This window comes from Mycoplasmopsis ciconiae, from assembly GCF_036350065.1.
GTDB classification, from domain to species: domain Bacteria; phylum Bacillota_I; class Bacilli_A; order Mycoplasmatales; family Metamycoplasmataceae; genus Mycoplasmopsis; species Mycoplasmopsis ciconiae.
In genome coordinates this window covers 25,939-45,557 of the sequence record NZ_JAZDWZ010000003.1, presented here as the reverse complement: position 1 = coordinate 45,557, position 19,619 = coordinate 25,939, and the positions used below count along the sequence as shown (strand labels likewise).

Annotated in this window: 15 protein-coding genes and 1 tRNA gene; 14 read left to right on the top strand and 2 right to left on the bottom strand. The window is 28.1% G+C overall.

Features of this window, described 5'->3' with window-relative positions:
* The first annotated feature begins 17 nt into the window (after positions 1-17).
* The 4 genes from V2E24_RS01220 to V2E24_RS01205 all read left to right on the top strand — a co-directional run bounded on the left by V2E24_RS01220 (position 18) and on the right by V2E24_RS01205 (position 3,799).
* Entirely contained in the window at positions 18-851 is an 834-nt protein-coding gene (locus V2E24_RS01220) for an HAD family hydrolase (RefSeq protein WP_330500610.1), read from the top strand.
* A gap of 37 nt (positions 852-888) precedes the next feature.
* The gene (gene efp / locus V2E24_RS01215; protein WP_330500609.1) at positions 889-1,452 is read left to right on the top strand and encodes an elongation factor P; all 564 of its coding nucleotides are present in this window, start codon (positions 889-891) and stop codon (positions 1,450-1,452) included.
* A gap of 2 nt (positions 1,453-1,454) precedes the next feature.
* Positions 1,455-1,760: an MMB_0454 family protein gene (locus V2E24_RS01210; protein ID WP_330500608.1), complete on the top strand. Its 306-nt coding sequence runs from the start codon at positions 1,455-1,457 to the stop codon at positions 1,758-1,760.
* A 107-nt stretch (positions 1,761-1,867) separates the two neighbouring features.
* Complete coding sequence (locus tag V2E24_RS01205; RefSeq protein WP_330500607.1) at positions 1,868-3,799, top strand: DNA gyrase/topoisomerase IV subunit B; 1,932 nt, start codon at positions 1,868-1,870, stop codon at positions 3,797-3,799.
* A 37-nt stretch (positions 3,800-3,836) separates the two neighbouring features.
* On the opposite strand, the gene V2E24_RS01200 is transcribed toward V2E24_RS01205, so the two are convergent.
* A tRNA-Thr gene (locus V2E24_RS01200) sits at positions 3,837-3,912 on the bottom strand.
* Positions 3,913-4,095: 183 nt separating this feature from the next.
* Positions 4,096-5,424: an IS30 family transposase gene (locus tag V2E24_RS01195; protein ID WP_330500606.1), complete on the bottom strand. Its 1,329-nt coding sequence runs from the start codon at positions 5,422-5,424 to the stop codon at positions 4,096-4,098.
* A 295-nt stretch (positions 5,425-5,719) separates the two neighbouring features.
* On the opposite strand from V2E24_RS01195, the gene V2E24_RS01190 reads away from it, so the two are divergent.
* The 10 genes from V2E24_RS01190 to lon all read left to right on the top strand — a co-directional run bounded on the left by V2E24_RS01190 (position 5,720) and on the right by lon (position 19,429).
* The gene (locus V2E24_RS01190; RefSeq protein WP_407940489.1) at positions 5,720-7,720 is read left to right on the top strand and encodes a GGDEF domain-containing protein; all 2,001 of its coding nucleotides are present in this window, start codon (positions 5,720-5,722) and stop codon (positions 7,718-7,720) included.
* Positions 7,701-8,159, top strand: coding sequence for a 50S ribosomal protein L9 (rplI, locus tag V2E24_RS01185; protein WP_330500604.1), 459 nt, complete (start codon positions 7,701-7,703; stop codon positions 8,157-8,159). Before V2E24_RS01190 ends, rplI begins: the two co-directional genes overlap by 20 nt.
* A complete protein-coding gene (gene dnaB / locus V2E24_RS01180) occupies positions 8,159-9,562 on the top strand; it encodes a replicative DNA helicase (protein WP_330500603.1) in 1,404 nt (467 codons plus the stop codon). The genes rplI and dnaB overlap by 1 nt, the downstream gene beginning before the upstream one ends.
* Before the next feature lie 114 nt (positions 9,563-9,676).
* Positions 9,677-10,915 (top strand): hemolysin family protein, encoded by a 1,239-nt coding sequence (locus V2E24_RS01175; protein ID WP_330500602.1) that lies wholly within the window; start codon positions 9,677-9,679, stop codon positions 10,913-10,915.
* A gap of 282 nt (positions 10,916-11,197) precedes the next feature.
* Positions 11,198-11,455, top strand: coding sequence for a hypothetical protein (locus V2E24_RS01170; RefSeq protein ID WP_330500601.1), 258 nt, complete (start codon positions 11,198-11,200; stop codon positions 11,453-11,455).
* Positions 11,448-12,026 (top strand): diadenylate cyclase, encoded by a 579-nt coding sequence (locus V2E24_RS01165; protein WP_330500646.1) that lies wholly within the window; start codon positions 11,448-11,450, stop codon positions 12,024-12,026. The genes V2E24_RS01170 and V2E24_RS01165 overlap by 8 nt, the downstream gene beginning before the upstream one ends.
* Before the next feature lie 44 nt (positions 12,027-12,070).
* Complete coding sequence (gene mgtE / locus V2E24_RS01160; RefSeq protein ID WP_330500600.1) at positions 12,071-13,552, top strand: magnesium transporter; 1,482 nt, start codon at positions 12,071-12,073, stop codon at positions 13,550-13,552.
* 131 nt (positions 13,553-13,683) lie between these two features.
* Positions 13,684-14,433: an MPN527 family putative ECF transporter permease subunit gene (locus tag V2E24_RS01155; RefSeq protein WP_330500599.1), complete on the top strand. Its 750-nt coding sequence runs from the start codon at positions 13,684-13,686 to the stop codon at positions 14,431-14,433.
* 18 nt (positions 14,434-14,451) lie between these two features.
* The gene (locus V2E24_RS01150; protein ID WP_330500598.1) at positions 14,452-16,791 is read left to right on the top strand and encodes a class I tRNA ligase family protein; all 2,340 of its coding nucleotides are present in this window, start codon (positions 14,452-14,454) and stop codon (positions 16,789-16,791) included.
* Positions 16,792-16,852: 61 nt separating this feature from the next.
* Entirely contained in the window at positions 16,853-19,429 is a 2,577-nt protein-coding gene (lon, locus tag V2E24_RS01145) for an endopeptidase La (protein ID WP_330500597.1), read from the top strand.
* The last annotated feature ends 190 nt before the right edge of the window (positions 19,430-19,619 follow it).

The window sequence follows — 19,619 nt, the reverse complement described above, 5'->3', positions numbered from 1 at the left end:
TTACTATAATTTAAAATATGAATAAATGAGCTATTTTTAGTGATGTAGACGGAACAATTTATGGTTTCCCGGATAAAAAACTTTCTGAAGTTAATAAAGAAAAAATGATTGAAATTTCTAAAAAAGGTGTCCCTTTTGTTATAAATACAGGTAATGGTCCTTTTGAGAAAATAAAGAGATTAGCCAAAATAACTAATTCTCGTTATATGGTCTGCTCTGGCGGGGCTGCTGTTTATGATAATGAACTAAACTCTTATATTCATCTAGAGTTAATCCCCATGCAAGAAGCCATAAAAGTATTTGATATAGCTAATCAAATTAAAGCAAAACTATATTATTTTGGTAAAGATCAATACTATTTACACAATCATGATCAAGAAATGAAAACTTTTTTAAGTGATTTTTTAGAATATGATGAGTGAATTGAAGATGGAAGAATAAATTCAGATATTCATAAAATAGAAGTTTACGGTAATTATGATGAAGTTAAATTAGCATACGAGGTTTTATCAAAAGCTGATTTAGATTTAAATATAATTTACTTAACATCACACATTGAAATAACAAAGAGCAACATTTCTAAAGCCTCAGGAATGAAATGATTGTGTGATAATGTCTTTAAATGTAGTGTTTTAGATGTTATGGCAATTGGAGATAGTGAAAACGATATTCCTATGTTACTTGAAGCTGGTTATTCTTATGCTATGGATAACGCAAATAGAGAAACCAAAAAAGCTGCTAAATTTTACACAAGTGATGTTCTACAAAATGGTTTAGCAGAAGCTATTGATGATTATCTTTACCGTAGCGACTTTGAATTAAAAAGAGCTATATCACAAGGAAAAAAATAATATATAATTTTAAAAATGTACTAATTTAGGAGTAAAAATGATTAATGTAAATGAATTTAAACCAGGTATTACTTTTGAAGATGGTGGTGATATTTTTGTTGTTTTAGAAGCACAACACTCAAAACAAGGGCGTGGTCAAGCAAACGTTAAAGCAAAAGTGAAAAATTTAAGAAGTGGTTCAACAACAATTAAAACTTACACAGGTGGAGATAAAGTTAAGCCAGCTCATATTGATAAAAGAAAAATGAACTATTTATATTCAGATGGAGAAAACATAATTTTAATGGATAATGAAACATACGAACAAGTTGAAATTCCAGTTAAAAATGTTGAATGAGAATTAAACTTCCTTAAAGAAGGTAATGTAGTCCAAATTAGAAAATATGGCGAAGAAGTTTTAGATGTTGAATTACCTGCAAACGTTGATTTAACAGTTACAGAAGCACCAGATGCTGTTAAAGGTAACACAACAACCAACCCTCAGAAAAAAGTAATTTTAGAAACAGGTTTTGAAGTGGAAACACCAATGTTCATCAAAGAAGGTGATGTTATTTCTGTTTCAACAGAAACTGGTAAATACGTAGGAAAAAGTAATAAATAATAATGAATTTATTAACTTTAAACTATAACAGAGATAACTATTTTTCAATTTATGAAAACGTCTTTTATGAATTAGTTAAAAATGTTATATCAAACACTAAAAATGTTAAATTATTTGACTCTAGAATTAGTTTGGTCGATAATAAAACAAACATCAATATTTTTGTGGATATAAAAATATTGAATAAAAAATCAGATGATACCGAAAATATTTTTAGACTAATAACTCAAGAAATTGAAAAAGAAGTTGAGTTATTAATTGACACAAAACCTAAAAATATTCAAATTTGTCTTTTAGGTTATTATTAATATTAAAAAATACTTAAACTGCTGTGTTTAAGTATTTTTTAATTTTTTAAAATCCCCTTTTAACTTTTCATTTTATTAAAAAAGTATTTTTTATATAATTAGTTAATATGGCGAACAATACTTATACAGCTAGTGATATTAAGCAACTTAAAGGTTTAGAAGCGGTTAGAAAAAGACCAGGAATGTACATAGGTTCTACAGATGTTAATGGTCTTCATCATCTTGTTTGAGAGATAGTTGATAACTCTATAGATGAGGCTTTAGCTGGTTATGCAAATAAAATAAATGTAACCATTCACAAAGATCAATCTATTTCTGTGGAAGATAACGGTCGTGGTATCCCTGTAGGAAAAACTGAAGACGGAAGAACAGCTGTAGAGTTAGTTTTTACGGAATTACATGCGGGTGGAAAATTCAACGAAGGCGCTTACAAAAGTAGTGGAGGATTACATGGAGTTGGTAGCTCTGTGGTTAACGCTTTAAGTGAGTGAGTTAAAGTTTATGTAAAACGTGATAATAAAGAATATTTTACAAGCTTCAAACAAGATCTAATCACCCAAACAACTAAGGTAATATCTACCAAAGTTAATGGCACAGGTACAAAAGTCACATTTATGCCTGATTATGCTTTTTTTAAAAAAGCGAAACTAAATTTTGAAACAATAAGCGAAAGATTAAAAGAAAGTTCATTTTTAATTTCTAATTTACAAATAACTTTGAGTGACGAAAATACAGGTAGTTTCGAAGAATATAAATATTCAGACGGAATAGTTGAATTTATAAATTTCATTAATGACTCTAAAACACCGCTTATAAATCCAGTATCCTTTAAAGATTCTAAAAATGGAATCGAAGTTGATTTTGGTTTTCAATATACAGATTCTTACAACGAATTATTAATAAGTTTTGTTAATAACGTCAAAACCAGAGATGGTGGTACACACGAAACTGGATTCAAGAGTGCATTTACTAAAGTTTTTAATGAATTTGCTTCTGATGAAAAAGTATTTAAAAGCGCTAAAGCACCTAACTTTGAAGGAAGTGATGTTAGAGAAGGTTTGTGTGCAGTTTTAAGTTTGAAAGTTCCTGAAAAAATTCTTGAGTTTGTCGGGCAAACTAAAGATAAACTAGGAACTCCCGAAGCTAAAAGTGCTGTCGAGGAAATTGTTTCTAAATACTTAAAACAATGAATCACAGAAAACAAACAAATAGCTAAAAAAGTTCTTGAAAAAATTAAGAGAGCTTATGATATTAGAAACGATGAAAAAAAGAGAAAACAAGAATTAAGAACTTCTAAAAAAATTCTTAAAGAAAGAACGATAATAAGTGACAAATTAACCCCAGCCCAATCTAACAAACCACTTGAAAAAGAATTATTTTTAGTTGAGGGGGACTCAGCTGGTGGAAGTGCTAAAAGTGGTAGAGATAGATATTATCAAGCTATATTACCTTTAAGAGGAAAAGTTATTAATTCTGAAAAATCAAAATTAATTGATGTTTTAAAAAACAATGAAATCGCAACAATTATTAACGCAATTGGTGCAGGATACGGTAAAGATTTTGACATAAACAAAGCGCAATACGGAAAAATTATTATCATGACTGACGCTGATACTGACGGAGCTCACATCCAAATTTTACTACTAACTTTTTTATACAGATTTATGAAAGAATTAATAGTTCAAGGGCGAGTTTTTATCGCTTTACCTCCGCTTTTTAAAATCTTTAACACGTCTAAAAAAACATCTCAATATGCTTGAGATGAACAACAATTAAAAGAAATATTATCAAAAGAAACATCAAAAGTAGAAATTCAACGCTACAAGGGTTTAGGTGAAATGAACGCTGAACAGTTGTGAGAAACTACAATGGATCCCAAAAGTAGAAGTATTATTAAAGTCACTATAGATGATGCTTCTGTAGCTGAGCGTAGAGTAAGTATGTTGATGGGAGATAATGCTAAAGCTAGAAAAGAGTGAATAGATAAGAATGTTAATTTCGAAAACGAAGATGATTTTATTGAAAAAATCATTGACTAGCACCAAAAAATAAAAAAAATCGCCTTCGGGCGTTTTTTGGTGCCGTTAACTGGACTTGAACCAGCGACCTCATCCTTACCATGGATGTGCTCTGCCTGCTGAGCTATAACGGCATATTTAATATTTTACACTAAAATATTAATAAATTTTCAATAGGAAAGTTAAAAAAACAAAGTTCCACCTAAGGTGGTTTCCTTTTGTAAGACATTTTGATTAATTAAATTTTAAGGTTTTTGATAAAAAAGCAATAAAAAAATAAGCTCGCTAGAGCAAAAACTCGTTTTTTATTATTCTTTTTAGTGAAGTGTGTTGTATTTGTTGAAAAAATCAGTTGGAGTTAATCTAATAAGTTGATTTAAATCATCAGTTTTATATCATCTTTTTGTGTTGTTAATAGTATCGACAAGAACAGAAATATTTTGATTATTCACTCATTTTGGTGCTTTACCTTTAGGTATAAATTTTCTGATTTCTTTATGATAATTTTCGATACCACCCTTTTGTCATGATGAATAAGGGTCACAAACATAAAATTTAATTTTACTATCTACTTTATATAAAAAAGCATTTTCTGAACCGTTATCCATTGTTAAAGATTTAATGTTTAATTTATATTTTTTTATTAACTTTTTAAGTGTTTCAGAAACAGAATTTGCGTCTCTTTTTGATATCATAGCAAAGCCGAGTTTTGACTTTCTTTCATATAAAGTTACAAAAATATTAGTTTCTTTTTTATTCATAACAACAGTATCAAATTCATAATGACCAAATTCACTTTTATCATTAATATACTCAGGTCTTTGAGAAATATTTTGAGCATATTTGAGTCTTTTGCTTTGGTTTTTAACACGTTTATTTTCGCTTTTAAATGCTTTTTCGGATTTTCCGTACTTATGTTTAACTAAAAATATTTCGTATGGTGGTTGATTACAAATGTGGTCGATATAGTAGTATAAGCCCTGTATTGTAGGTATATTCTCAAATTTATACTCTATTTTTTCATTATCCAATCATTCCTGAAAATCATCAATTAACCTTTGTGCGGAAGTTCGTCTATTATATTTTCAGTTTTCTATATTTTTGATGTTTGAAACATATCTATATTTACGATATTGACTTTGATATCATCTTAAAAAATACTCAAAAGTCTTTCATTTGTTCTTAACTTTTTCTTCTAAAACTTCTTTTGTTTTTTCAATTGTTTCTTTTTTATTGTAAAGTCAATTATCAAAAGAAAGATCTGTTACTTTGGTCATATATTTGTTGCAATTAGCACATTTAAAATTTATAGAATAATCATTAAAACTCGAAGCTTTTTCGATGTTTTTCTTGATTGTTTTCATACTTCAATTTATTTGTTTTTTTATAGCACTTAAACTTTTTTGTGATTTTAGAAGTTCAAATAAATAAGACAAATCCTTGATTTCAAAATTATGAGTACTTTGCATTTTTAGAGAATTAATTTCTTTTACTAGGCGTGAATGTTCTTGGTTTATTTGTGAATTCTTAATAGAGTAATGCCGATTTTTCGTAACTTGAGTTTTTCTGTTATATCCGTTATCAATTTTTTCTTCAACCTCTACACACACATAAACATTTTTGTAATATTTTACATTTGATAGCATATAATTAAATTGGTTCCTTTCCTTTTTTTAACCAATAATATTTTACATTAGGAACCACGTTAAAAAAACAAAGCTTCACCCGTTAGGTGGAACTTTGTTTTTTTAATTAACATAAATTTTCAATATTATTGCTAAGCTCTTGAAATTTTAAAAATAAATTATTTTTAAACGTTTTGGCTCGCAAAAGCTTATAAATAGAATTATCTGGAATAATTTTTAAATAATAAAAACTGAAAAAATATATAATTAAGACATTATTAATATTATAAATATTAATAAAGATAAAAGGAGTTTCGTGAGAAAAAAAACAGATAAAAAAACGATTATTTTCTTTTTAGCAGCAAGTATTTTGTACTTGCTCTCAATAATAATTTTCGTTTTAATTAGTCGTTATTTTAGTGAATTTAAATTTGCGATTCCGACCGCATTGTCACTATCAATAATTTTTATGATTTCTTGTTTTTTAACATTTTTATACTTTTTAATTAAAAGGTTTACAAAAACAAGAGAATTGGTTAAGAATAGTTTTAATAGTTTTATTGAAGACATTATCACAAATAACAACTTCGGAATAATAACATATGATAATGACCAAAAAATCATTTGGGTCAGTTCTTTTATTAAGCACAATCTTAACAATGACCCAATTGGCTTAAATGTTAAGGAATTTTTTGAAAATTACATCAAAAACGCAGATGATTTACTTACAAAAGTAAGTTTTCAATTCAACTATAAATCAAATTATTATGAAGCTCAAGTTTGACCGCTAAAAAATACAATTAGCATTAGAGACATAACAGGCGAGATGAACATAATCAAAGAAAGCAATGAGCAAAAAATCGTAATTGGTGAAATAGAAATTGATAACTATCAGCTATATCAATCAATTCTAAGCGAAGAGCAATTATTCAACATTAACAAGCAAGTAATAAATAAAATTGAAAAATGTGCTCAAGAACAAGGATATAACTTAATTTATCGCCAATATACAAACGGAAAATTTATTGTAATCTGCAACGAAAAAACATTAGAGTTATTGCAAGAACAAGAATTTAAAAATATGCTTAACTTTGATGATACAACTACGTTTGGTGATCAATATCAATTAAGTGTTTCTATTGGTTTTGCAAAAGGTTGGCTCAGCTTAAATGATAAAATTGACCAAGCCAAAAAAGCACTTTTACAATCTAAAAACAGAGGTGGTGATCAAGTTACAATCTTCTCTAACACAAGTGCACCAATTTATTATGGAAGCACAAGTGTTATTATGTCAGATAACAGCCGTACCCAAATTAAACTTATAAGCAATTTATTGGAAACAAAACTAAAAAGTAAAGATGTTTCAAAAGTAATTATTTATGGTCATAACTACTGTGATTTAGATAGTTTAGGTAGTGCATACGCATTATGAAAAATAGCTAAGAATTACAACAAAAAAGCTTATATATGTAACATAACTTTTGACACAACAACAGAAAAAGTTATTCAAAAATATAATTTAAGAAAAACCGATATGTTTATTAGACCTTTCCAAGCTAATAAAATTACTGATTTAAATACCGTTGTTATTTTTGTAGACAATAGCGCGATTTCTAGAACTGACAATCCAGAAGCCATAAACAACGCCAAAAATGAAAATATCTTTATTTTTGATCATCACAGAGTCGGAAGTAGTGTTGATTTTTGTCCTAGAAGTAACCGTTACATTGATCCAAACGCCTCAAGTGCGTGTGAAATCATTACAGAAATCATTACATTTATGGAAGGTAAAAACGAAATTGATTCAACAACTGCCCAAATGTTGATGAACGGGATTTATTTAGATACTGGGCAATTTACCAAAAGTATTACACCAAGGGCTTTTAGTGCTGCTTCATGGTTAGAAAGCAAAGGTGCTAGAGGTGCTATAAGTACAGAAATATTAAAAATTGATGAAAAAACATCTAATTTAGTTAATGAATTGTTAGAAAACATTCACGAAGTTAAAAAAGGTTACTTTTTAGCTTATAAAGATATTGAAGTTTCTAATGATACTATCAGCATTGCTGCTGATGAAATTTTAAAAATTAGTGGTCGTGTAGCTGGATTTGTTGTCGCAAAACAAGCTGGTACTAATAATTACAAATTAAGCGCCAGAGGAATAAAAACAAATGTGCAAATAATTTGTGAAGCAGTTGGTGGTGGTGGTCACTTTGGGACAGCTGCAGCTGTAACAAACGAACCATTAGATATTTTTATCGATAATATTAAACAAGCAATAGTGGGGAGTCATAAAAATGAAAGTAATATTAATTAAAGACTGTAAAGACGGAAAAGCTAATACAGTTATTGAAGTTTCAAATGGATATGGTACTAACTTTTTAATAAATAAAGGTTTAGCATTACCATATAATGAATCAACTAAAAGAACTTTAAACAAAAAACTTGATGATTTACAAGCTCAAGAACACGAAAACAGAACTAACGCTTTGAAAATCAAAGATGAATTAGAAAAAGTAACACTAAAATATACACTTGAAGCTAATGTTGATGCTAACTCTAATTTAAATGTTCACGGATCTATTTCAACAAAACATGTATTAAAAGATTTAGCAAAATTAAATTTCAAACTAGATAAACACGCAGTTGAAAAAGTACACTTAGTTAGTCAAGGGCTTCATGAGGTAGATGTGAGAGTTTATAAAGATATTTTTGCAAAAATTCATTTAAAAATTGAATTAAAAATGGTTAAATAATGCAAAAGAATCAAACAATTCACTCAAGTATTAATTATGAATACCATGTTTTAGGTTTAATGTTGCAATATGCTGACATTTTACCTGAAACACTTAATTATTTAAAAGAAGATGACTTTTATGACCAAGAAAACAAAATGCTTTTTAGTGTTATAAAAGTTATGTATGAACAAGTTTATAAAAATAAGCTAAAAGACATAAGTATTGAAGAAATTTTCACATATTTAAAAACACACCAAAAAGACTCTAGCATAAGCGGAAATGATTATTTAGTCAAAGTTATTTCCAACGCCGGAAGCAAAGAAAATTTAATGTTATACATGCAAGAACTTACTCGCTTAAGTTCAATCAGAAAACTTGAAAATGTTTTTATTAAAACTTTAAGCTTAATCAACACAACAACTGATTTAACCTTTCAAGATTACATTAATAAATTTGATAAAGATATTTTAGAACTTAATATTAAGCACGAATCAACCGAATTAAAAAGAGCTTCCGAAGTCTCTTCAGCTTTATTGATGGATTTACAAAAAAGACGTAGTAGCGATAGTTCTGAATTGGCTGGAGTAACAAGTGGATTTTATAATTTAGATAAATTGACAAACGGTTTCAAAGAAGGTGAATTAATAATAATTGCCGCTAGACCCGCCATGGGTAAAACAGCATTTGCTTTAAATATTGCTGCTAACGCAGCTCTAAGCGGAAAAAAAGTAGCTTTTTTTAGCATGGAGATGTCTGACACTCAATTGATGGCGCGGATTTTTTCTAGTGAGTGTGAAATACCTGCAGATAAAATTAAAAAACCACAATTTATAACAAAGGAAGAATGAAACCGACTTTTAATAGGAAAATCTACAAAAATTGACACAATGGACTTATTTATAGATGATTCCACTTCTTCAAAACTTAACGAATTACAATGAAAAGCAAGAAGACTTAAACAAATTTCAGGTTTAGATATTTTAATTGTCGATTATCTACAGTTATTAGTTACAGGAGAGAAAAACGTAGAAAGTAGACAAAATGAAGTAGCTAAAATATCTAGAAGTCTTAAACAATTAGCTAGAGAATTAGAAATACCGGTTATAGCGCTTTCTCAGTTATCTAGAGGTGTTGAACAACGTGAAGATAAACGCCCTATTATGAGTGATCTTAAAGATAGTGGTGGTATTGAACAAGATGCTGATATGGTTATGTTTTTATATCGTGAAGGATATTATAAACGTAAAAAAGAAGCTAATAATTCTAATAACGACAATAACTTCCCTAGTGCTTATGAAAGCGGAGAAGTTACTGAATTAATAATTGGTAAACACCGTAATGGTCCCACTGGTATTTTAAAACTTAGATTCATTATGAACATTTCCAAATTCCAGGATGTGAGATTAGATCCTGAATTTTAAATGTTTTATAATCGGATTTTGAAATTTTTATTTATTAACAATAGGAGAAAAAATGGACGAGAGCCCCAGTTATTTATGTATAAAAAATAACAAAATTTTAAAGCAGGAGATTTTATGTCTTTAGCTTTAGAAATAACATTTTTTGTTTTGGTTGTGTTGTTATTTATTTTTAGTAGTATCTTTAGTGGTAGCGAAACAGCTTACACATCTATAAGTGCTGCTAAAATTCAACAAATGGTAGATAACAAAGAACGTTTTAGTCACTTAATACAAAAACAATATAAAAATTACAATGCAACACTTAGCACTATTTTGATTGGTAATAACATCGTCAATGTTGCCTCTTCAACAATAACAAGTGCCATCTTAAGTATTTGATTAACTGATCACAATTCTACTTATATACCTTTGATTTCAACTGTTTTGGTAACTCCAATTCTTGTTATATTTGGAGAAATTCTTCCGAAATTATTGGCAAAAAATAAACCAGAAATATTTTTAAAAACTTTCTGTATTTTAATCGAAGTGTTTTATTGATGTTTCTTTTGAGTTGTTATCCCAATTTCAAAATTGGGTAAAAAAGTTTATATAACTAACAGCGAAGACGAACTAAAAACAATGGTAGATATCGCTAAGGATGAGGGAGTTCTTCAATCAGCTGAAAGTTTATTAGTGCAAAAGGCGTTGGATTTGGATTCAACTAAAGTAAGCAGTCACTATGTAAGATTAAAAAATGTTGAATTTTTAGATTACAAAGCAAACATCCAACAAGCTTTAGATATGTTTAAAGAAACAAATTATTCACGTTTGCCTGTTATGAAAAATTCACAACTAATAGGAATAGTTTTACTTAAAGATATTTTTAATTTACAAAAAGGGAAAATAATAAATTATTTAAAAACCGTTCCATATGTTAGTGCAAATTCAACTCTTAGCAGCGCAATGGATAAAATGCGTATAGCTAGGGCGCAAATGGCTTTTGTGATTGAAAATAATAACTCTAGTGATGTTATTGGTATCATTACTATTGAAGATATTTTAGAAGAGTTAGTTGGCGAAATATACGATGAAACAGATGAAGAAGAAAATATTTTCGAAATTAATTTAGAAAAATCTCGTGTTTATTCAACCACACCACTTAAAAATGTTTTTAAACAGCTTGAATTGGATAATGAAGACATTAGTGATCAAGAGTGAGAAATGACAATTGGTAAGTGATTACTTTTAAAAACTCAACGACAAAGATTAACTAAAAACACTAGATATACTTTAGATAGAGTTGCGACTTTTAAAGTTATTCAAACCAAAACTAAAGATGTTCCTCACAGTCTTATTGAAATAAATAAAATTTAAATGTTTATTTATAAAATAAAGATTTTTACTTTTATATTTTTATTGATTTATAAATCAATAACAGTACTTCTAAAAAATGAAGTACTTTTTTAATTTGTATAAATATTTAAAATGAAATACATATATTTGACTAATAATGCTTTTTTACAATGTTATTAGTCAAATTAATTTATTAAAGCTTATTAATATACTGCGAAAATAATATGCAAAATTATCAGCTTTTTAGGTTTATAATTATAGAATATAATTATATTTATTGTAATTACAATCAAAGGAGACAAAATGGATCAAAATAACAAAGATTTAATTGCGCAAAGAATTAAATTTTTACAAAAGCAACACGAAGAAAATATTGAGCAACTTAAAAAAACTTCTAAGGTTAGCGTTCACGCACCTAAAGATTTATTTAAAGTTTTTAGTGCCTACAACTGAAGTAAAAGAGATTGAAAAGTAAAATTAATATTAATGTTTACTACATTATTTGTATTAATTGGTTTAATATTTTTAGCTTTATATTTAGGTGGTTTAGGAGTTAAGTAATATGCAAATAGCAATTTATATAACTTTATTTTTAACAATAGTTATTGTTATTTTAGTTTCCTTTCCTTATGTTATTAGTTTTATTAAAACACAAATTGTAAAATCAAAATATAACAAACTTGGTAAATCTTCACAAGCTAGGTTAATTAACCAATTAAGAGAAACTGTTGTTTATTTATCAAAACACAAAATCGGTGCAATTATAACAATTGAAAATACCGAAAATATCGATAATCTTAGAACTGATGGTGTTATTTTAAATGCCAATATTTCTTCAAGTTTACTTATTAGTATTTTTAATAAAGAAAGTCCGTTGCACGATGGTGCTGTTGTAATTAGAAATAATAAAATTTACTATGCTTCTACTTTTTACAAAATAACACGTAAAAGTATGGATAACCGTTACGGTTCTAGACATAGAGCAGCAATGGGTATTAGTGAAATTTGTGACGCTACTACTGTTGTAGTTTCTGAGGAAACTGGAGCTGTTTCTATTGCTAAAAGAGGGAATATCGTTGAAATTCATGTTGATGAGTTCCAAGTTCAATTAATCAAATATTTACAAGATTAAAAAACGATTGAAAAAATCGTTTTTTAATCTAGAAAGGAGTAGATATGGAAAATAATTTTGAAATTCAATACGAAGAGCAAAATGACTTAATTATAGAACAAATGAGAGAATTAATCGCCTCTAAAAGTATTCGTAAAATAAGAGATTTTATGGATGAGTTTCCTGTGGCTGACATTGCTATAGCTTTAGGGCATTTAGATATAATTGATCAGCTTTATTTTTTAAGAACACTCAAAAAAGATGACGCTGCTGAATTGTTTTCTTATTTGGAAGATGATCAAAAAACAGCTTTAGTTCAAAAATTTAGCGATGAAGATGGTATTCACATTCTTCAAGAACTCCAAAGTGATGAATTAGCTGATTTAATCGAAGAACTTCCTGTTAACTTACAAGTTTCTATTTTGGCTAAAACGTCTGTAGAAAAGCGTAATTTAGTAAATCAAATCCTAAGTTATTCAGAAGATCAAGTAGGTAGCATTATGTCCGTTGACATATCTACTTTAGAATCTAATTTAACAACAAAAAAAGCTTTAAATAAATTAAAAAGAGACTACAAGAATACAAACAAAGAATTCACTCACTATTTCTACGTTACAAATGAACATAGACAACTTTTGGGTAGCGTTACTTTGGAAGAAATTGTTTTTGCTAGCGAGAGCGATTTAATTGAAGATATTATGAGCCCTGTTACAAGTGTTCAAAATTACGATGACAAAGAGCACGCGGCACAAATTTTCTCAACACACGATTTATCCAGCTTACCTGTAGTTGATAAAGATGAAAGAATAATTGGGATGATAACTTCTGATGATGTTATTGATGTTATTCAAGAAGAAGCAACCGAAGATATGTATAAATTAGCCGGAATTAATCCAGATGCAGCTGAAGAGTCATATTTAAAAACATCAACTAAAAAAATTGTTTCATCTCGTGTTTTTTGATTAATTATTCTAATGGTTAGCGCCACTTTAAGTCAAGCTATTATTCAAGCTTTCACTAATATTAGTGAGCATTTTATTGAAAGTTTAGGAGCTAGTGTTTCTACTGCTGTTATTGTATCGCTTATTCCAGTTATAAGTGGGTCAGCAGGAAACGCCGGTAGCCAAAGTTCAACCACAATCACCCGTGCTGTTGCTTTAGGTGAAATCCCTAAAGAAAAAGTTAAAACAGCAGTATGAAAAGAGTTTAAAGTTAGTCTTATTATTGGTGCAATTTTGTTTATCGCGAATATAATTAGACTAATAATTTACTTTTTAATCGCCAACCAAATTACAGTTGAAGCTGAACACAAAACTAAATTAGTTGATACAGCTTTTATGATTTTAGCAAGTAGTTTAAGCTTATGATTTGTAATTATATTAGCTAAATTCTTAGGAACAATAATACCGATTATAGCTGTTAAACTTAAAAAAGACCCAGCAGTTATGTCTGCACCAATTTTATCTACTTTAAGTGATGCTATTTCAACTTTATTTTTCTTTGGTATCGTTATTTTAATTTTCTTTTTAGCTTATGGACTAAAATAATACTACCTAAAATGTAAGCGAAACATTCGCTTACATTTTTTGATTTTGTTAACAGTAATTAAGCAAAAAAATAAAAAATAAAGTAAAATTAAATTAAATTTAATTTTTTACGATTTTTATTAGAATGGGATATGATGAAAAACACGCAAAAAAAACAAAAAAATAAGAAATTAAGGAAGTTTTTTGACATCCACAAAATTGTTTTAACTTCTATTTTATTAGCTTTAACGCTTTTAGTTAGCTATGGTAGCTCATTTTTGAAATTTCCTTTTGCTGATTTTTTAAGTTTTGACTTATCGATTGTGTTTGTTTTTGTAACTTGACACTATGTTGGTTTTGTATATGTGTGTTTATTACAAATTTCGCGATTTTTAATTTCACCACTATTTTCACACACAAGTGATATAGCTACAAGTTATTTAGGTGTTTTTATTTTAATTTTGACGCAAATGCTTTTTATTGGTGTGTTTTTGGGGATTAAACATTTGTTTTTCTATAGAAAAGAAAAAATAAATTCTACACCTTATCAAACGCGTTTTTTTAGAGTTGTGAGAATGAGTGTGGTTGTGATTTTTACAATTACTTTTGCAGCTTTAATTATGGCCACATTAAACACATTTATTTTTAATTTGATTTATTTTAAATTATTTAGAATTTTAAATCACGTCTCTTTAGGTGAACTTCTTGAAAAATACGATTCAACATTTAAAGTATTTTTCTTTTATATCCCTGATTATTATTTAGGTAGTTATGCACTTTATACATCGTTTAACGCGATGAATTTACTGATTAATTCTACATTTGTTGTGTTAGTTTTGATTTTCGAAGAAAACACAAACATTTTAAGCAGAATTAAAAATAAATCTTACTATTCTTATTAAAAGAAAAAAGGAAATTACATGAACAAAGAATATAATTTTGAACAAATTGAAGCAAAATGACAAAATATATGAGACGAAACTTCTTATTTTGAACCTTCACAAGATTTAACTAAACCAAAAAAATATATTTTAAGTATGTTCCCTTATCCTAGCGGAAATATTCATATGGGTCACGTTAGAAATTATTCTTTAAGCGAGGCTATGGCCCGTTATTTTAGACGTAAAGGTTACAATGTATTACATCCTTTTGGATGAGATGCTTTTGGTCTTCCAGCTGAAAACGCAGCTATTAAAAACAAAATTCACCCAAGAAATTGAACATATAAAAACATCGAAAAAATGAATGCTCAATTTAAAAAATTAGGAATTAGTTTCGCTTGAGACTATGAGTGCATAACAGCCGATCCTATTTATTCTAAATGAGAACAATTTTTATTTATTCAATTATGAAACAAAGGTTTAATTTACAAAAAAACAACACTATTAAATTTTTGTGAAGTTGACAATACAGTTTTAGCAAACGAACAAGTTATTAATAATCAATGTTGAAGATGTGATTCAGTTGTTGTTAAAAAAGAAATGGAACAATATTATTTAAAAATCACTGAATATGCACAAGAATTATTAGATGATTTAAAAACACTAGAAAATCATTGACCTGCTCAAGTTTTAGCGATGCAAAAAAACTGAATCGGTCGTAAAGAAGGTTATGAACTTGAATTCAAACTAGAGTCAAATTCATTAAAACATTTAAATGTAAGTGACTTTGTTTTAGATGTTTTTGAAGAAAATTCAGATTTTATTAATAACGCTGACTATATCGGAGCTAATGTTAATAGTGATTTAGTTAAACTTTTAAAATTAACTAACTTATGAGATGAACAAAAAGAAAATTTAGCTCAAAAAATTATTGCCAATACTAACTCAAAAATTTTCAACGAAAAAATCTGCATTAAAAGCGGTTTATTTGCCTATGATCCAATAAATAATAAAAATATTGAAATTATAATTACTGATTTTTCTTCGGTTAACCCTGAACAACAATATATGATTATTTCGCACTTAAATGAAGCAAATCAAAAGTTTATGGAATTTAATAATTTAGCCTTTGAAGAGCAAACAATTCAAAAAGAAATTAATTTAGCCAAAAGCGTTAAATACAATTTAAGAGATTGAGGGATTTCAAGACAAAGATATTGAGGAACACCAATTCCTTTAGTTAATTGTTCAAATTGTGGTGTAGTAACTGAAAAAATTGAACATCTTCCAATTACACTGCCAACACAAGTTGAATTTAGTGGTTTTGGAAATCCTTTAACTACAAACCAAGAATGAATTAATGTAAAGTGTCCAAAATGTGGCAATCCAGCAAAAAGAGAAACCGATACACTTGATACATTTATGGAATCAAGTTGATATTTCTTAAGATACACAACACCACCACAATTACGTGAACAAATGATTTTTAGCCAAGAACATCTACAATACTGAAACCAAGTGGATCAGTATGTTGGAGGAATTGAGCACGCAATTTTACACTTGTTATATGCTCGTTTTTTCACTAAAGCTTTAAGTGATTTGAATTTAGTACCTTTTAGAGAACCTTTCTTAAATCTTTTAACTCAAGGTATGGTACTTAAAGATGGTTCAAAAATGTCAAAATCTAAAGGTAACACTGTTGACCCTGAACAAATGATTAAGGATTTTGGTGCTGATACTACAAGATTATTTATTTTATTTGCAGCTCCACCACAAAAAGAATTAGAATGAAGTGACACAGCTGTAGCAGGCTGCTTTAAATTCTTAAAAAGAGTTTATGATTTATCACTAAAAGTGAATAAAGAAGACGATATAAGTGTTATTGATTCAATGACATTAAGTGATCAAGAAAAAAATGCTAGAAGAAAACTTTATCAAGGATTAGTCAAACTAGAAGAAATATTTGAAAATCCTAAAAATGAATTTGCTTTTAATACACTTATTTCTTGATGCATGGAAACTTTAAATGCGTATGATAATATTACAAACTCAGTCTTGTTAAAAGAATATTTATATGTAGCTCTTAATATTTTAGAACCTTTTGCTCCTCATTTAAGTTGAGAATTATCTAAAGAGTTTTTTGATCTTAAAAACTTATATGACTTTAAAATAGACCAAAAAGCACTAATTAAAGATACTATAACATATGGAGTTACAGTTAATGGTAAACTTAGAAATCAAATCGAAGTAAACATTAATGAATCTCAAGAAAATATCCAAAACTTAGCAAAAGAAAGCGTTTGAAATTGACTTGAAGACAAGCAAATAGTTAAAGTTATTTACGTAAAAAATAAATTAATAAACTTTGTTGTAAAATAATTTATTTTTTTAGCAAATAAATTATTAATCTGCTAAAATTTATTAGAAATTAGGAGGATAGATGTTAGCAAAAATTTTAGTTTGTGACCAATCACAAATAAGTTATCCAGAAGCCGTATATAGAGTTCCGATCCAAAATGATGATTTTATTAAAGAATTTAAAACCAAAAAATTTGATCGTTTTATTGTTGTTTATTCAAATGAGAACAAAATTTTTAACACCGGAATTTATGCTAAACCTTTAAAAATACAGAAAATTGATAATGTTGATTATTTAATTTTTAAAGGTTTAAAAAAGGTAAATTGCACAGCTTCACTTCTTCAATACATCGAAACTAAATCACTTGATTTATTAACAGAAGTTGAAAGTGATCAATATAAAACTTTTACTAAAAAAGGTATTAATCTTGAAACAATAGTTAGATTTGACTTTATTGAAGAAGATAATCTAAAAAGCATACCTAAAAAAGATATATCATCAATGGTCAATATCTTAAGGGATGCATTTAAAAATCAAGAGAAAATTGATGATCACATAACTGTAATCAACCCAAGTACTGATGAGCCTTATACTTTTGAAGAAATTATTCAACTTCAATTCGAAGATTCAAGTTCAGAAGAATTTAATGAATTAGATGGCAGTGTAATATTAGTAGATATTTTAATTTCTTTTATTCGCGACAATTTATATGGCCTTGACAAAATGTCATATTTAGAGTGTAATTCACTTAAGAGTAAATACAGAGTCTGAACAGAGTTTTTAAGCAATTTAACTACAGCACTACAAATTGAAAATGACATTGTTGTTGAAATGAATAAAAACATGTACGATCACCAAAAAGAATATCTTTTACGTGAAAAAATGAAAACCATTCAACAACGTTTGGATAAAATTGATGGCAAAGATAAGGGTGGTTACGAAAAAGAGATCGAAGACCCTAAACTTAAATTCATCTACCCTAAATCAGTTGTAAAAATAATCGAAGCTGAAACTAAAAAATTAGCATCAATTATGCCTGCTAGTCCTGAGGCTAATGTTTCAAAAACATACATTGAAACATTAAAACAATTACCATGAAGAAAAGTTGAAAAAGACTTTTTAGATTTCAACAAAGTTAAAGAAACTTTAGATAAATACCACTATGGTTTAGATGAAGTTAAAGAACGTATTATCGAATATATTGCCGTAATGGTTAATAATAAAAAGAAAAATAAAGCTAAAAACGAAGCAAAATTAATTAATATTGATGACGATTATCAAATTGATTTGAATTTATTTAAAGAAGATAAAAAAGTTAAAAACCAAAAAGAAACATTTAACAATGTGCCTATTTTAACACTTGTTGGTCCTCCGGGGACAGGAAAAACATCTTTAAGTAAAGCCATAGCCGAAGCTTTAAATAAAAAATTCTTAAAAATTAGTTTAGGTGGAGTTCATGATGAGGCTGAAATTAGAGGTCACAGAAGAACTTACGTAGGAAGTATGCCTGGAAAAATTATTAAAGGTATGCTTAAGTGCGAGATTTCTAACCCACTTATTTTATTAGATGAAATCGATAAAATGGCTAGTGATATGAAAGGTGATCCAGCTAGCGCTATGTTAGAGGTTTTAGACCCAGAACAAAACGCTAAATTCCAAGATCACTACCTTGAACACGAATATGACTTGTCTAAAGTAGTTTTCATCGCTACAGCTAATTCATATGAAGATATTCCAGGACCGTTAATTGATAGGGTTGAAGTTATTGAATTGAACCCTTATACAATTTCTGAAAAAGTAAAAATTGCCAGAAGTCACCTTATTCCTAAAGTGTTAGAACAAGTTTCACTTAAGGAAAAAATGATGAAAATAGATGATGAAACACTTAAATATGTAATTCGTCATTACACATTAGAGGCTGGAGTTAGAGGGCTAAAAAGAATTTTAGATAAGTTAGCGCGTAAAATTGTTGTAAAACACTTAAATGATCCTTCGCTAAAAGAATTTGAAATAACACTTGATAATTTAGAATCACTTTTAGGTGTAATAAAATATAAAGAAGAAACAGAGGATACACACATTCTTCCTGGTGTTGTTAATGGATTAGCATACACTTCTTATGGAGGTTCAACTTTACAAATAGAGGTTACAACATATCCAGGTAAAGGTGAAATTAAGTTAACCGGACAACTTAAAGACGTTATGCAAGAATCAGCGCAAATAGCATTAACATATGTTAGAGCTAACGCTGAAAAATTCGGAATTAACGATTTTGATTTTGAAAATAACACAATTCACATTCACGTTCCTGAAGGAGCTGTTCCTAAAGATGGACCTAGTGCTGGTGTTACTTTTACCACTGCAATTATAAGTAGTTTAACCAAAAAACCAGTACCTTCTAAATACGCAATGACCGGTGAAATTACACTTAGAGGTAAAGTATTAGAAATTGGTGGTTTAAAAGAAAAATCATTTGCTGCAACTCAAAAAGGTGTTAAAGTTGTTTTCATTCCAGATGATAATGTTAAAAACTTAAAAGATATCCCTGATGAAATAAAACAATCACTAACATATGTGCCAGTCAAATATTACGATGACATTTTCGATGTAATTTTCAATAAAAATAAACCTAAAAACGAAATAAAAACAAAAAAATAAAAAACTTTTTACGAAATTATTTTTTTATAGTATAATTTAACAGAACAGTTAAGATTGACCTCTTATCTGTGAGATGATAACAATTAAAAAGCATTATGCTATAAATATATAAAAAAATTTGCTACGAGTATAGGCAATATTATCCCACCCGCACAGGTGGGTTTTTTTATTTATTTTTATAAAAGCTAAA